We start from the raw sequence: 15,822 nt of genomic DNA, 5'->3' as shown, positions 1-15,822 counted from the left end.
TCGGCGATGACCGGTCCGGGGCCTCGATCCACCGATCTGCCGCCGGCGGCGCGCGAGGCGGTGGGCGCGGTCGAGCGTGACCCCCACGTCGCCACTAAGTTGGCAGTCACGGGTGGTATCGGGACCGGCAAGTCGATCGTGCTGGCGGCGTTGCGTCAGCTTCTGCGCGCTGCCGGCCGTCCCGTGCTGTCCCGGCCACCCCGTCCTGGCGACAGCGACGGCGCAGCGGTGCTGGTCGACGACGCCGAGTTGCTCGGAGACGACGAACTGGAGCAGCTGACGGCGCTGGTCGCCGATCCCACCGCGACGCTCGTGATCGCGGCGCAACCGCTCGCTCATCATCAGGCGCTCCGACGCCTGGTCACCGCCCTCGAACGCGAGAACCTCCCGGTCGCGCTCGGGCCGCTGACGCCGGTCGACGTGGGGAGGATCAGCGGCGCCGCACTGGGTGAGGCTGCCGCGCCCGAACTGGTGCGGATGCTCGTCGGGGCCACCGCCGGCCTGCCGTTCGTACTGCGGCCGGCGCTGGCCGCGATCGGTGAGGGCACCCCGGCGGTGCGCCAGGCCGCGCGATTCGCTCTGATCGAGCGCCTCCGCCGCCTCGACGAACCGCTGCTCGACACGCTGCTGATCTCGTCGCTGACCTCCGGCCTGGGACCTGACGACGTCGCCGCCGGCCTGGCCATCGCACCGGGCGACGCGCGGGCGGCGGTCGACCGTGCTCGTGCCAGCGGGCTCCTCGACCCGTCGCATCCGCCCGGTTTCGTGCGCGACGTCCACGACGCCGTTGCCTCGATCGTCGGCGCCGCACACCATCACGACGTCGAAGTGGCGGTGCTGACGTCGCAGGTGGCGACGTCGACGTTGACACCCGAGCTGGCGCTGCGGCTGGCCGAGCACGGACTGCGCGACGAGCGGCTGGGCTCCGCGCTGACCGAGCTGGCCGGAGCGGACACTGCGACGCCCGTGCGAGCGGCACGCCTGTACCGGGCGGCGGCGCGAGCGAGCGACGCGATACCCGGTGCGCACGTGGCCGACGCTCTCGCGCTGACAGGAGACTGTGCGACGGCGGCGCGGCTGGCCGACGAGATGCTGACGTCATCCGACACCGCCGAGCGGTCTGCCGCGGTGCGCATCGCGGCGAGTGTCGCCCTGCACGACGGGAATTCGGCCCAGGCCCGGGACCTGTTCACCTGGCTCGGACCGACCCCCGACGCCGTCGTCGGCGCCGCCGCGACGATCTCGGCGATGGCTGCCGGGGACGTGGCCGCGGCACGTGCCGGCACCGATGCGCCCCTGTCGGGACCGCCCACCTCGATGGCGAGGGCGGCCCGCGCCGTCACCGACGGGTTGGTGCTGACGCTCGATGCCCCCTATCCCGTCGCACTCACTCGTCTCAGTCAGGCGATCGGCCCCGACACGAACCCGTCCGTCGTCACCCCTGACACCCCGGCCGCGCTGGTGACCCTGGCCGCACTGCACGGCGGCGACCCGGTGCGGGCCCGCTCGGTGATCGGGCGGGCGGTGCGGGAGGGGTCCGGTGACGACGTCGATGGTGAGCGGGCATCGGATGCGATCTTCGTCACGTACCGGCACCGGTTACTGCACGGCTGGACGCTGATGCAGGACGGCCACCTGCAGGCAGCCGGGACCGCCGTCGCCGCGGTGACCGGCCGTCAGCTGCATCGGCGCGACGCGCTGTGGGCGGCGGCGTTGCAGACCGCGATCGCCCGGCGCGGCGGCGACACGGGCGCGATGCAGCACCACTGGTTCGCGGGTATGGAAGTGCTCGCCGAGTGCGCCCCGGATCTGTTCACGCTGCTGCCGCTCGGCGAACTGTGGATGGCTGCCGCTCGGATGCGTCAGGTCGACCGGCTGCGGCACGCCGTGGACCAGGCCTTCGAGGCCCTGGCCGGGCTCGGCGATCCGGTGCTGTGGTCGGTTCCGCTGCATTGGGCCGGCGTGCACGCGGGCATCCTGGCCAACTCTCCCGACGACGTCGCACCACACGGCCAGGCGTTGACGGCCGCGGCGGCGCACTCGGCGCTGGCGAAAGTCCTGGCCACGGCCGGGCGCACGTGGTTGCGGGTGCTCGCCAATGCCGTCGACACCGTCGAGGTGGCCGCGGCGGCGCGCGGGCTGGCCCAGGTGGGCCACACCTCCGATGCCACGCGGCTGGCCGGCCAGGCCGCCCTGCACACCACCGATCCGCGGGTGTCCCAGGCGATGCTGCAGCTGGCTCGCGATCTCAAGCAGTCGGTCGCGGCACCCGAGGCACCCACCGATGCCGTCGACGCGCGGCCGGCCACGGCGCCGACGACCACGCGCCCCCGGCCGGCCGCCTCGCTGTCCGAGCGCGAACGTGAGGTCGCCGAGCTACTGCTGCAGGGCCTGCCCTACCGCGACATCGGGGCGCAGCTGTTCATCTCAGCCAAGACCGTCGAGCATCACGTCGCCCGGATACGGCGCCGCCTCGGCGCGGAATCGCGGTCGGAAATGCTGTCGATGCTGAGGGTGATGTTGGCTCCGGCGAACTGACCAACCGGTAGTTAGGGCGACCTTCGTAGCGCCGATTCCGTGCGTGATGCGACTATGAGCTGGCAGCGAGCTAAGTTACTTGTCAGTAACATGGTCTAAGTTACCCAGCGGTAACCAGAACCGGAGGATGCGCGTGGATACCCAGATGCTGATCAGGATCATCGTCGGGGCGCTGATGATCGTCGTCGTCGGGCTCTTGGCGGTCAAGCGCGTGCTGTGGCTGACCAAGCTGATCCGGTCGGGCCAGCCGATGAGCGACGCCAACAATCGCAAAGACAATCTGGGCAAGCGCATCACCACCCAGATCGAAGAAGTCTTCGGCCAGACCCGCCTGCTGCGCTGGAACACTGCCGGCATCGCGCACTTCTTCACGATGTGGGGCTTCTTCGTCCTCGCCACCGTCTACCTGGAGGCCTTCGGCCAGCTGGTCGACCACGACTTCCACATCCCGATCATCGGCCGGTGGGATGTGCTCGGCTTCCTGCAGGACTTCTTCGCCCTTGCCGTGCTGCTGGGCATCATCACGTTCTCGATCATCCGCATCGTTCGCGAGCCCAAGAAGCACGGCCGCGACTCCCGGTTCTACGGCTCGCACACCGGCGGCGCCTGGCTGATCCTGTTCATGATCTTCAACGTCATCTGGACCTACGCCCTGGTCCGCGGCGCCGGCGCCAACACCGGCGCGCTTCCCTACGGCAACGGCGCGTTTTTCTCCCAGTTCATGGGCTGGATTCTGCACCCGCTGGGTGAGCCCGCCAACGAGTGGATCGAGACCCTGGCCCTGCTGGGCCACATCGCGATCATGCTGGTGTTCCTGCTGATCGTGCTGCACTCCAAGCACCTGCACATCGGCCTGGCGCCGATCAACGTCACGTTCAAGCGGATGCCCAACGGCCTGGGCCCGCTGCTGCCCGTCGAGTCCAAGGGCGAGCTCGTCGACTTCGAAGATCCCGCCGAGGACGCGGTGCTGGGCCGCGGCAAGATCGAGGACTTCACCTGGAAGGGCTACCTCGACATGACCACCTGCACCGAGTGCGGGCGTTGTCAGTCGCAGTGCCCGGCGTGGAACACCGGAAAACCGCTGTCTCCCAAGCTCGTGATCATGAACCTGCGCGACCACATGTTCGCCAAGGCGCCGTACTTCCTCGACGGCAAGGAATCACCGCTGCAGAACACGCCGGAAGGCGGTCTCGGCGAGGACGTGCGCGGCGAGAAGGAGAGCGAGAAGCACTCCCACGAGCACGTGCCGGAGTCGGGCTTCGAGCGCATCCCCGCCGATTCGCCGCTGCAGGCGACCCGCCCGCTGGTCGGCACCCTCGAACAGGGCGGCGTCATCGACCCCGACGTGCTGTGGTCCTGCACGACCTGCGGCGCCTGCGTCGAGCAGTGCCCGGTCGACATCGAGCACATCGACCACATCGTCGACATGCGCCGCTACCAGGTGATGATGGAGTCCGAGTTCCCCGCCGAACTCAGCGGCCTCTTCAAGAACCTGGAGAACAAGGGCAACCCCTGGGGCCAGAACGCCAAGGACCGTACGAACTGGATCGACGAGGTCGACTTCGACGTCCCGGTGTTCGGAAAGGACGTCGAGTCGTTCGCGGGCTACGAGTACCTGTTCTGGGTCGGCTGCGCGGGCGCGTACGAGGACCGCGCCAAAAAGACCACCAAGGCCGTCGCCGAACTGCTCGCCACCGCGGGAGTCAAGTACCTGGTGCTGGGCGAGGGCGAGACCTGCAACGGCGACTCGGCCCGCCGCTCCGGCAACGAGTTCCTGTTCCAACAGCTGGCCGCGCAGAACGTCGAGACGCTCAACGATCTGTTCGAGGGCGTCGAGCGGGTGGACCGCAAGATCGTCGTGACCTGCCCGCACTGCTTCAACACGCTGGGCCGTGAATACCCGCAGGTGGGTGGCAACTACACGGTGCTGCACCACACGCAGCTGCTGAACCGCCTCGTGCGCGACAAGAAGCTGGTGCCGGTCAAGCCGGCTGATGGTGGCATGGACATCACCTACCACGACCCCTGCTACCTGGGCCGTCACAACAAGGAGTACTCGGCGCCGCGTGAGCTGATCGGGGCGTCCGGTGCCAAGCTGACCGAGATGCCGCGTCACGCCGAGCGCGGCCTGTGCTGCGGCGCCGGTGGCGCCCGGATGTGGATGGAAGAGCACATCGGCAAGCGCGTGAACGTGGAGCGCTCCGAAGAGGCCGTGGACACCGGCGCATCGGCGATCGCGACGGGCTGCCCGTTCTGCCGCGTGATGATGACCGACGGCGTCGACGACGTGACGTCCACGCGCAGCCTGGAGAAGACGCCAGAGGTTCTCGACGTCGCCCAGCTGCTGCTCGGCTCGCTCGACAAGACCGGTGTCACGCTGCCCGAGAAGGGCACCGCGGCCAAGGAAGCCGAGGAGCGTGCGGCTCGTGTCGAGGCGTCCGCGCCGGCCGAGGTCGTCGAGGAAAAGGCCGTCGAGGAGAAGCCCGTCGAGGAGAAGCAGGCTGAGGCGCCCGCCCCTGCCGAGGCGAAGACCGCTGTTGCAGCTCCGGCGAAGGGGCTCGGCCTCGCAGGCGGCGCCAAGCGTCCGGGAGCCAAGAAGGCCGCCGCGTCAGCTGCGCCTGCCGAGGCACCGGCCAAGGCCGAACCCGAGGCCGCAGCCCCGGTCAAGGGTCTGGGCATCGCGGGCGGGGCGAAGCGGCCCGGCGCGAAGAAGGCCGCGCCCGCGGCCTCCGCTCCCGCGGCCTCCGCTCCCGCTGCCTCTGCTCCGGCCGCCGACAAGCCGGCGGAGACGTCTGCCGCACCGGCTACACCCGAGCCCGAGGTCAAGGGTCTGGGCATCGCGTCCGGCGCCCGTCGTCCCGGAGCGAAGAAGGCCGCCGCAGCGCCGAAGGCGGCCCCGAACGAGGGCGCTGCGACGGTCGTGCAGCCGGCCAACGCCGAACCGGACGCGGCCCAGGCGGGCACCGAGCCCGCCGACACCGCAGATTCCGACCGCGGTCTGGAGGCCAAGCCGGAGCCTGAGGTCAAGGGCCTGGGTATCGCCGCGGGCGCCCGCCGTCCGGGCGCGAAGAAGGCGCCTGCGGCCGCGGCTCCTGCGGCGCCGAAGGCCGAGCCCGAGCCCGCTGCCGAGCCGGAGCCCGTCGCCGAGCCCGCTGCCGAGCCGGAGTCTGCTGAGGCGGACCCGGAGCCCGCCGCTCCGTCGAGCAACGGCAGTGGCAACGGCGAGGCCCGCGTCGTCGGCGATGAGCCGCCGGTGAAGGGTCTCGGCATCGCCAAGGGTGCACGCCGCCCGGGCCGAAAGTAACTCCACGAACGTGGGCCCTGTGCACGGAATTCCGTCAGATCCCGTACACAGGGCCCACGTTCGACTGCCGAGAGTTCTCGCCGCCGTCGTCCTCGCGACGGCGGCGTTGGCGTTTTCGGGCCTGGCAGCCCCACCGCACAGCCGCGCGGTTCCGGACACGTGCGTGCTGATCGACACCGACCTCGACATCGACGACATGATGTCCATGCCGATGGTCGTCGGCAACCGCCATGTCGCAGCCGTCGTCACCACCGAGGGATTCACGACACCCGAGCTGGGTGCGGCGGCCACCAGTCGGCTGCTGGCTGAGCCGGGGCAGCGCGCGATCCCCGTGATCGTCGGTGCGGGCGTTCATCGAACCGAATCCGATATCGCCTCGAGCTTCGGGGATTTCGTGCTCGTGTTCCGCGAGCTGATGAACCGGCTCAATGATTTCCTGCCTACCGCGCTGCCACCCACTCCGCAGCAGGACGATTACGTGCACCAGATCGTCGACAGCGTCGCGAACTGTCAACGGGTCGACGTGTTACTCCTCGGCGCCTTCACGTCATTCGTGAGCTACGGGCCGGCGATCCGCTCGAAGATCGGTCGGGTGGTGATCTCAGGCCGACCGTTGACCGGTGACGGCGACCTCGAGGCGGTCGAGTCTTTCAACTGCACCTACGACAGACCCTCGTGCGCAACGGTTTTCCACGAACAGCTGCCGGGACTGGACCACAGTTTCGTCGACGTGCCGCGCAGCGACTGCGATCTGACGCCCAACCGAGCCGGTTGTGTCGGCACGGTCTACGGTCCGACGCTGGACATGGCGCGCTCGTTGGGGCCTGTGGGTCTGCCGAACACCCTGAAGCAGATCCTGCTGAACCACCCGAATTCCTGGGCCATCGACAACTGGGAGAACTCTGGATACGGCGGCCGATCGCTGTTCTGGGACCAGTCTGCTGCGCTCGAATTGCTTGCACCGGAATTGTTCCGAGATGTCGGCACGCACCGGGAGACGACGTTGTCCCCGGCGGACTTCCAGCGCACATGGGCGGAGTACACCAATCGTGCCGCGCAGTACGCCTAGAGGTGCTTCAGAAATCCCCTGGACACAGCGTGGGAGGATCGAACGCATGAGTACGCATCAGGTGCCCTGGCAGACCGGAAGTGGCCAGCACGTGCGCCCCCGCGAGTTCACGCAGTCCAGCAAGCTGCAGGACGTCCTCTACGAGATCCGCGGACCGGTACACGAGCACGCCGCGCGCCTGGAGTCCGAGGGTCACCGCATCCTCAAGCTCAACATCGGCAACCCCGCGCCCTTCGGCTTCGAGGCCCCCGACGTCATCATGCGCGACATCATCCAAGCGCTCCCCTACGCGCAGGGTTACTCCGACTCCAAGGGGATCGTCAGCGCCCGGCGTGCGGTGTTCACTCGCTACGAGCTGGTCGACGGGTTCCCACGGTTCGACATCGACGACGTGTTCCTCGGCAACGGCGCCTCCGAGCTGATCCAGATGGTGCTACAGGCGCTGCTCGACAACGGCGACCAGGTGCTGATCCCCGCACCCGACTACCCGCTGTGGACCGCATGCACGTCGCTGGCCGGCGGCACCCCGGTGCACTACCTGTGTGACGAGACGCAGGGCTGGAACCCCGACGTCGCCGACATCGAGTCGAAGATCACCGACCGCACCAAGGCGATCGTCGTCATCAACCCGAACAACCCGACCGGCGCCGTGTACAGCCGCGAGACGCTCGAGCAGATCGCCGACCTGGCGCGCAAACATCAACTGCTGCTGCTCTCCGACGAGATCTACGACAAGATCCTCTACGACGACGCCAAGCACATCTCGATGGCCTCGGTGGCCCCCGACGTGCTGACGCTGACGTTCAACGGCCTGTCGAAGGCCTACCGGGTCGCCGGCTATCGGTCGGGATGGTTGGTCATCACCGGCCCGAAAGAGAACGCCGGCAGCTTCATCGAGGGCATCAGCCTCCTGGCGAACATGCGACTGTGCCCCAATGTGCCTGCCCAGCATGCCATTCAGGTCGCGCTCGGTGGACACCAGAGCATCGACGACCTCGTGTTGCCGGGCGGCAGGCTGCTCGAGCAGCGTGACGTGGCGTGGAACAAGCTCAACCAGATCCCCGGCGTCTCCTGCGTGAAGCCCCAGGGCGCGCTGTATGCCTTCCCGCGGCTCGACCCCGAGGTCTACGAGATCCACGACGACGAGCAGCTGGTGCTCGACCTGCTGTTGCAGGAGAAGATCCTCGTCGTACAGGGCACCGGATTCAATTGGCCCACACCGGATCACCTCAGGATCGTGACGCTGCCCTGGGCACGCGATCTGTCCAACGCCATCGAGCGCCTGGGCAACTTCCTGGTCAGCTATCGGCAGTGACCGGATCCAGGACGCCGCGCTCGCTCAGAGCCGACGCCCAACGTCCCGTCTCTTCTCTGATCTGGCGGCTGAAGTTCACCCACCGCTCTTGATGGCCGAACCAGTCTCGCAGCGTCGCCACATACGAGGTCAGCGTCTCGATGTCGTCGATCGCGGCGAGGTAACAGCACGTGGTTTCGTAGGCGATCAACAGGTTGTTCTCGACGGCGTATCGAACCAAAGCCGCTGTGCTGTCGATCCGTTCGAGCGCGTCCAGTAGCAGGCCGAGTCCACGACACAACTCCGCACTGAAGACGGCCATGTCGGTGTCCGGTCGGAACCGCAACTCGTACGGGAGTTCGGGAACGAGGGACTCCCAACGGCGGTTGAGCAGGTGTCGATTACGGCCCGCCTTCGCGCGCTGCTGCGCCGCGCACGCCGCGTCCACCTCGGTCGAACCCACCCCGACGTTGATGAAGAAGCCGTGCCAACGCACAGATCCGTTGTGCCAGTTCTCCTGGAAGTCGATCACGTCGTAGATCGCGCCGCGTTGACGGCGGAACTCGTTGTCGTTCTTCACGAATCCCCGATCACCGAGAAACAGCGGGACTTTCGTCGCCAACATCGCGTGATATGCCCGGTCCATCGACGCTGTCTCGTTGTTCTGCCTGCCCACCTTCGCCCCCTGTCAGATCGATTGACAAGAACACTAGGGCCGCCGAAGGGGGCTGTTCCGCAGCAATTTCAACGGTGGGCGGAGTGATCCCGCCAGCTGCGCGGCCTACTCTGTCGAAGGTGGCGCACTCGCATTCCCATTCACACTCGCTGGGCGGCCCGTCGCCACTGGGTCCGCTGGCAGCCAAGGTCGTCGTCATCCTCCTCGCGCTCTGCGGCATCGCGGTCGCGATCGGGCTGGTGGTGCTGTGGCCCAGCAGCCCGAAAGCTGACATCCCGCTGCCTTTCCAGAACAGTGCCGGCGGCGCGGTCACCACCGAGGCGGGCCACGTCGTGTCGAGCACGACCGCGACCTGTGGCAGCCCGTCGGCCGGCGCGGTTCTCACCGCGGATCCGATCCCGGCGCCCGGGCAGGGTGCGCAGTGCGTGCAGACGCTGGTCGACATCGACTCCGGGCCGAACAAGGGCGCCACGACGCTGCTCGAGTTCAGCGGAGGTCCCGGGCAACCTCATCTGGCCGTGGGCGACCACGTCCGCGTCAGCCGGCAGGTCGACGACGCCGGGACCACGAGCTATGCGTTCTACGACTTCGAGCGGACGTGGCCGCTGACCGTGCTGGCCGCGGTCTTCGCCGTGGTGATCGTCGCGGTCGCGGGCTGGCGTGGCCTGCGTGCACTGGTCGGCATCGTGATCGCCTTCGGTGTGCTGGTGGTGTTCCTGCTACCGGCGTTGCGTGACGGGGCACCCGCGGTTCCGGTGGCGCTGGTCGCGTCGGCTGCGATCCTGTTCGCCGTCATCTACCTCGCACACGGTGTCAGCCTGCGCACCAGCGCCGCGCTGCTCGGAACGTTGACCGCGCTCCTTCTCGCCGCCGTACTGTCCTGGGCCGCAATCGAACTGGCCCATCTGACGGGACTGTCGGAAGACCAGAACAACGAGGTCGCCGCCTACCTGGGCAACGTCTCGATCACCGGATTGTTGTTGGCGGGCTTCATCATCGGCTCTCTCGGCGTCCTCAACGACGTCACCATCACGCAGGCCTCGGCCGTGTTCGAGCTGGCCGGAGTCGAATCAGCAGGCCGGCGGGCCGTGTTCGTCGGCGCGATGCGGGTGGGGCGCGACCACATCGCCAGCACCGTCTACACGCTGGTGCTCGCCTATGCCGGCAGCGCGTTGCCGCTCCTGCTGCTGTTCAGCGTCGCCAATCGGTCACTCGGCGACGTGCTGACCAGTGAGAGCGTGGCGATCGAGATCGCCCGCTCGGCGGTCGGCGGCATCGCACTGGCGCTGTCGGTGCCGCTGACCACCGGCATCGCGGCGGTGCTGGCCACCCCGAACCGTGCCGCGACCTAGACCACGGGCGCGATGGTGTGCACGATGGTGAAGCCGTCGGCGCTGACCGTGGTGACGTAGACGGTGCCGTCGGGGCCGACGACGGGGATGTCCGTCGGACGCGTGCCGTCGTCGAGGTCGAGCACCTTGGTCACTCCGGTCGTGGTGAACGCGTACACCGCTGGGTCGTCGGGGGCATTACTCGCGGCGTAGCCAGTGCCGTCGGGCCCGAACACCAGCGTCTGCACGGGGTAGATCGGGTATGCCGTGGTCACGGGATGTGTCAGCGTCTGGGCCACCCCCGTCAATCCGGTGGAGTCGAAGCCGACGATCTGCAGGCCGAGAGCGGGATCGTTGCGCAGGATCAGGTAGCCGCTGCCGTCGGGGGCGAACTGGACGTCGGCCTGACCGCTGACGAGCGCCGGGCCTCGCACCTCGGGTGAGAAGGTGTCGTTCGACAAGGTCAGCAGGATCTGCGCGGTCGCTGCGCCGCCGAGTTGACGCACCTGGTTGATCTGATAGGCCGCGCCGTCGGGACCGAAGAACACATTGCCCGGCACGGTCCCTGCGGGCAGCGCGATGGTGCGGTTGACCGATCCATCGGGGTTCAGCACAGCAAGGTAATTCGAGCCGTCCGCGGTGTAGGTGACATATCCGTTGTCGTCGGTTTGTTCTCCCCCGCCGAGGACCTGGTTGGCGGCAGTCAGGAATGGTGCGGTGCCGGGCAGTTCGACGGTGCTGCGTGTGGTGCCATCGGGACTGATGACGACGACCGGCGTGCTGGCGGGGTCTCTGACCACGGCGTAGATCGTGCCCTCTGCACTGACCTGGAAGCTGCGCAGGCGTGCGTCGATGACCCTCGGCGTGGTGATGGCGGTCGGGTTGATGATGTAGATGGACGTGCTGCCGTTGCCGACATCGGTGTTGCCCGGGTAGGTGACGGTCGCGAGGTAGACGCCGTCGTTCTTCACCGTGTAGACGCTCGGCAGACCCGCCACGGTGCGAATGGTGCTGTCGCCGTCTCGCATCGTGTAGATCCGAGTTGTCTTGCCACCGAACAGCGTTCGGACTCCGACGGGAAGGTAGATGTATCCGTCCTCGCCGCGGATCGGGTCCATGCCGTCGGTCCCGCCGGGCAACAGGAATGTCTTCGTCTTCCCGTCTGGTCCGATGGCACGCAGCGTCCGACTACCGAACTGGGACGACACCAGGTACGCACTGCCGTCGATCGCCAGCGTCACGCTCGTGTCGGAAGCGTATGTCCGCACCGTGTTGGTCGGCGAGACGCGGACCGTGCGGTAGTCGATGTTCCCGATGGGGCTGAAGATGAAGGGGATGTTGGTGCCGAAGTACAGCGAACCGTCGGCCCCCACCTGCGGCCGACCGCTGGTGAATCCGGCGACCGTCGCGATCTTCGTGACCTCGCCCTGACTGTTCACCGACCACAGCGTGGAGCGGGTGGCGCGGTCGTTGGTCGTGACGACCACCAGCGAGCCATCCGGCCTGGCGACCGGGATCGACGAGCCCGATGTACCAGCGATCGCATCGCTGGTGGTGACGACGTTCCCGCTGCTGTCGACGATGCTGACGCGGGTTCCGTCCGCGTCGTGAGTGACCTGATACACCGTGCCGGTCGAGCCGATGACCACGGGTCCGTCCGGCACTCCACGGATCTCGGTGTCGGCGGGGTCTGCCACGACGGAGGGGCTCGCCTGGACGGCGCTCGAGGTTGCCGCCGCTGCTGCCCGGTCGGCCCGGCGCTCCTCGGCCTGCTGGCGGGCAGAGGCGAGCATCGTCAGAAGCAGAGGCGCGGCGGCGGGCTCGGAATCGTCGTCGCGGTCGTCCTTCCCGGCTGCCGGCCGCGGCGTGAACAGGGGTTTGAACAGCCGGCCTTTGGTGGGCGCTTCTGCTTCGCTTTCAGTATCTGTTGATGAGACAACCGATTTCGCATCGTCGGCGTCGGCGGCCTCGGCCCGCGCGGCCGGCTTCGCGCCGAACCCGCGCTTGGCTAGCGGCTTGTCGGCCTTCTTGTCAGCCTTCGTGTCAGCCTTCGTATCCGCTGAGGCTTTCGCGGGGCCGGCGGAGGGGCTGACCGACGGGGTGTCGTCAGGTTGGGCCCAGGCCACGGTCGGTACCGCTGCGATCGCGGAGCCGATTCCCAATGCCACGGCTAATCCCCCGACACGACCTATGCAGTTCTCCCACGCCATGACTGGTCCTCCCCGTTGAGTTCACAGCAAACTTACGGCCAATACGGCTGTATGGCAATGAGCAATATATGCGCGAGTCGGGTCAGCGGTCCAGAAGCTCCAGAAGATACGCGCCGTAGCCAGACTTCAGGAGTTTATTTGCGCGCGCGGCTAATTCGTCGTCGCTGATGAAACCGACCCGCCACGCTACCTCTTCGGGCACGCTGATCTTGAGGCCCTGTCTGCGTTCGATCGTGCGTACGTAATCGCTCGCGTCGAGCAACGAGTCGAACGTCCCCGTGTCCAGCCAGGCCGTACCGCGCGCGAGCACCTCGACGCTGAGCCGGCCCTGCTCGAGATACCGCTGGTTGATTTCGGTGATCTCGTATTCGCCCCGCGCCGATTTTCGTAGCGAGCGCGCGATCTCGATGACGTCGTTGTCGTAGAAGTACAGGCCCGGCACCGCGTAGTGCGATTTCGGTGTGGCCGGTTTCTCCTGCAGCGACAACGCCGTCCCGTCGTCGTCGAACTCCACCACACCGTAGGCGGACGGATCGGCGACCCAGTACGCGAAGATCGATCCGCCCTCGACGGTGCGGAAACGCCGCAGGCTGGTTCCCAGTCCGGGACCGTAGAAGATGTTGTCGCCCAACACGAGTGCCACCGAATCGGTTCCGATGTGGTCGGCGCAGATCATGAAAGCCTGTGCCAGGCCCTCGGGTTCGTCCTGCACGGCGTAGCTGAGATTGACACCGAAGTCCGCCCCGTCGCCGAGCAGCCGGCGAAACGCGGGCGCGTCCTCGCGGGTGGTGACGACGGCGATGTCACGGATACCCGCCATCATCAACGTCGACAGCGGGTAGTAGATCAGCGGCTTGTCGTACACCGGCAGCAGCTGCTTGCTGGCACCCATGGTGATCGGGTACAGCCGGGTGCCAGATCCGCCGGCCAGGATGATGCCGCGCATCAGCCGGTGAGGTCTGCTTCGGTGAGTTCCGTGGCGGCCAGCGCGGCAGCCAGATCGTCGTGCCGGAACACCGATGTCACGTGATCGGCGACCACCCTGAAGGCCGACGCGGCCGGACCTTCGCCTTCGACCTTCTCCTCGACCACGACGACACCGTCGTGCACGTAGATGCGACCGGGTTCGATCGTGCGGCCCAGTCCCTGCGCCCAGGACCGCAGTGCGGCGTGACCCTGTGCCGCGCCGTAGGCGTCACCGATCTCTATGTCGTCGCTGGACAGCGACACCAGCGTGTCGAGGTCGCCGGCGTTGAGGGCGTCGTGCCAGGCGAGCACGGTCGCCATCTCCGAAGTGGTCATGATCGAGAGCTTAGGCCGCTCAGAACGGCGTGCGTTCCAGCCAGCCGTCCCAGACGGCGGTGTCGCCGTGAACCTCGAGGCCCGCATCGGCGGTGCCGATGCGGCGCACCGTGGCCAGCAGCAGATCTGTCGCCGGGCCCCGAAGCGCCACACTGCCCTTGCCGTGGTCGTGAGACCACCACACGCCTTCTGCGTCGTGGACGATCATCCACTCCCCCGTCGGTCCCAAATCCGAATCGGTGGCGTGAAGATGAATGGATTGGTCCCGGTCCAGGGCCGGCGGACGCCGCCGGTCCTCGGTCACACGGTCGATCCACTCACTGAGGGCATCCGCGGCCAGATCCGGCGCCAGCTCGAACGGCACACCGAGGGCCAGGGCAGCGTCGGCACGGTGCACGGTGGCCTCGTGCAGTCGTCGCCGTATCCACCAGCCCGCCGGTCGGGGCCCGACGAACGTCCACACGCGAGTCTCGGCGCCGACCCGATCGATCGCCTCGCCGATCAGTTCCGCGCCCCTCACCAGCCAGTCCGCGGCAGCGTCCGGGTCGTCCGGCGGTTTGCCGTCGCGCACGTCTCTCGGATCGAGCTCCTGGTTTCGGCGCTCGAGGATCATCTGTGCGGCCCAACGGTTTCCGCGTCCGACGTGACGGAACAACTGTTTGAGGTTCCAGTCGCCGCACGTCGGCACCGGTGTCGCCGGGTCTGCCGTACGGATCAGATCGCCGAAAGCTCGAGTCTGCTCGAGCAGAGCTGCTCGGAAGTCCACCACCTCACGCTAGCGCGGTGCGCGCGCTCCCAAGGGTGATCGGCAATGTTGACCACCCGCGCAGCACGCGGGTGTCCCTCCGCTGGGCGGTTCCGGCGAGCTGCGCACCGGGGTAGCGCTCGAAGAAGGTGCGCAACCCGACTTCGCCCTCGGTGCGGGCCAACGCGGCGCCGAGGCAGAAGTGCCGGCCACCGGAGAACGACAGGTGCTTGCCCGCGTTCTCCCGCTCGAGGTCGAAGCGGTGCGGATCGGTGAACACCTTGGGATCGCGGTTCGCCCCGGCCAGGTGGAGGATGATCAACTCTCCCCGCTTGATGTGGGTGCCGGCGATGTCGACGTCCTTGCGGGCGAAGCGGGCGCTCATCTGCACGGGTGAGTCGAGCCGGAGCACCTCCTCGACGGCGGTGGGCCACAGCTCGGGGCGGGCGGCCAGTGTCTCGAGGTGTCCGGGCGACTGCAGGAGCATTCGGATGCCGTTGCCCAGCAGGTTGACCGTGGTCTCGAAGCCGGCTGCCAGGACCAGGCCCGCGGTGGCCAGGAGCTCGCGCTGGGAGAGCTGGGCGCCTTCCTCAGCCTGCGCGCTGGCCAGGATCAGCTGGCTCATCAGGTCATCGCCGGGATTTCGGCGCAGCTCGTCGAGGTGATGGGTCAGCCATGCGTTGAACCCGACGAGGCCTTGGTGGACACTCGTGTACTGCTTCCAGGACAGGCCGATGTCCAGGCTGGGGGCGGCGAGTTCGCCGAAGCGCAGGATCTGCTGCCGGTCCGCCTCCGGCACACCCAGGATGTCGCTGATGACCGCAACCGGCAGCTGGGCGCAGTAGGCGTCCACGACGTCGACGACGCCGTTCTCACCCTCGAGGCGGTCCAGCAGCCCGTCCGCAGTGTCCTGCACGCGGTCGCGCAGCGCGGCGACCGCGCGAGTGGTGAACACCGACGACACCATCTTGCGGCAGCGGGTGTGCTCGGGCGGTTCGATCGACAGCAGCGACGGAGGCTCGATCGGGTGCAGCAACCCGGTGCGGGTCTTCTCGTTGATGCGTTGCAGGATCGGGGGCAGGCCGGCCCCGAGGCTCATGACGTGGAAGTCGTCGGAGCGCAGGACCTCGTTGGCGACGGCGTGGTCGAACGTCATCAGTGCTGTGCGGGAGCGGACGACGGGGCCGCGAGCTCGCATCTCGTCGGCGAACGCCGCGGGATCTGCCCTCACCGCGGGATCGGCGATCAGCCGGGCCTGCGGATCACCGCGCCGGGCGCCGACCCTGGACAGGCCGCGGACGATACCGTGCAGGACCAACCATCGCAGCCGGTGTTGGAATCCAGACATCACCC

At 67.9% G+C, this 15,822-nt stretch carries 11 protein-coding genes; 5 read left to right on the top strand and 6 right to left on the bottom strand.

Features of this window, described 5'->3' with window-relative positions:
- Nucleotides 1–6 precede the first annotated feature (6 nt).
- The 4 genes from iniR to ACZY1G_RS02555 all read left to right on the top strand — a co-directional run bounded on the left by iniR (nucleotide 7) and on the right by ACZY1G_RS02555 (nucleotide 8,226).
- The gene (gene iniR / locus ACZY1G_RS02570) at nucleotides 7–2,538 is read left to right on the top strand and encodes an isoniazid response ATPase/transcriptional regulator IniR (RefSeq protein ID WP_463821517.1); all 2,532 of its coding nucleotides are present in this window, start codon (nucleotides 7–9) and stop codon (nucleotides 2,536–2,538) included.
- A gap of 133 nt (nucleotides 2,539–2,671) precedes the next feature.
- Nucleotides 2,672–5,842, top strand: a complete 3,171-nt coding sequence (locus ACZY1G_RS02565; RefSeq protein WP_463821516.1) for a (Fe-S)-binding protein — start codon at nucleotides 2,672–2,674, stop codon at nucleotides 5,840–5,842.
- Nucleotides 5,843–5,861: 19 nt separating this feature from the next.
- Nucleotides 5,862–6,911 carry a nucleoside hydrolase gene (locus tag ACZY1G_RS02560; protein WP_463821515.1) on the top strand — a complete coding sequence of 350 codons (1,050 nt, stop codon included), beginning with the start codon at nucleotides 5,862–5,864 and terminating at the stop codon, nucleotides 6,909–6,911.
- 46 nt (nucleotides 6,912–6,957) lie between these two features.
- Complete coding sequence (locus tag ACZY1G_RS02555; RefSeq protein WP_463821514.1) at nucleotides 6,958–8,226, top strand: pyridoxal phosphate-dependent aminotransferase; 1,269 nt, start codon at nucleotides 6,958–6,960, stop codon at nucleotides 8,224–8,226.
- Here the strand turns inward: ACZY1G_RS02555 and ACZY1G_RS02550 are convergent.
- Complete coding sequence (locus ACZY1G_RS02550; RefSeq protein ID WP_463821513.1) at nucleotides 8,210–8,881, bottom strand: DUF4304 domain-containing protein; 672 nt, start codon at nucleotides 8,879–8,881, stop codon at nucleotides 8,210–8,212. The genes ACZY1G_RS02555 and ACZY1G_RS02550 overlap by 17 nt on opposite strands.
- A gap of 119 nt (nucleotides 8,882–9,000) precedes the next feature.
- Between ACZY1G_RS02550 and ACZY1G_RS02545 the strand changes: the two genes are divergently transcribed.
- A complete protein-coding gene (locus ACZY1G_RS02545; RefSeq protein ID WP_463821512.1) occupies nucleotides 9,001–10,233 on the top strand; it encodes a YibE/F family protein in 1,233 nt (410 codons plus the stop codon).
- Here ACZY1G_RS02545 and ACZY1G_RS02540 read toward each other — a convergent pair.
- The 5 genes from ACZY1G_RS02540 to ACZY1G_RS02520 all read right to left on the bottom strand — a co-directional run bounded on the left by ACZY1G_RS02540 (nucleotide 10,230) and on the right by ACZY1G_RS02520 (nucleotide 15,817).
- A complete protein-coding gene (locus ACZY1G_RS02540; protein WP_463821511.1) occupies nucleotides 10,230–12,380 on the bottom strand; it encodes an NHL repeat-containing protein in 2,151 nt (716 codons plus the stop codon). The two genes, ACZY1G_RS02545 and ACZY1G_RS02540, sit on opposite strands and share 4 nt — an antisense overlap.
- A 124-nt stretch (nucleotides 12,381–12,504) precedes the next feature.
- Nucleotides 12,505–13,368 (bottom strand): glucose-1-phosphate thymidylyltransferase RfbA, encoded by an 864-nt coding sequence (gene rfbA, locus ACZY1G_RS02535; RefSeq protein WP_463821510.1) that lies wholly within the window; start codon nucleotides 13,366–13,368, stop codon nucleotides 12,505–12,507.
- A complete protein-coding gene (locus ACZY1G_RS02530; protein WP_463821509.1) occupies nucleotides 13,368–13,724 on the bottom strand; it encodes a nuclear transport factor 2 family protein in 357 nt (118 codons plus the stop codon). Before ACZY1G_RS02530 ends, rfbA begins: the two co-directional genes overlap by 1 nt.
- Nucleotides 13,725–13,743: 19 nt before the next feature.
- Nucleotides 13,744–14,490 (bottom strand): maleylpyruvate isomerase family mycothiol-dependent enzyme, encoded by a 747-nt coding sequence (locus tag ACZY1G_RS02525; protein WP_463821508.1) that lies wholly within the window; start codon nucleotides 14,488–14,490, stop codon nucleotides 13,744–13,746.
- Nucleotides 14,491–14,494: 4 nt separating this feature from the next.
- A complete protein-coding gene (locus ACZY1G_RS02520; protein ID WP_463821507.1) occupies nucleotides 14,495–15,817 on the bottom strand; it encodes a cytochrome P450 in 1,323 nt (440 codons plus the stop codon).
- Nucleotides 15,818–15,822 lie beyond the last annotated feature (5 nt).

The organism is Mycobacterium sp. IDUB_5, from assembly GCF_055419565.1.
This window is presented reverse-complemented; position numbering and strand designations above follow the sequence as displayed.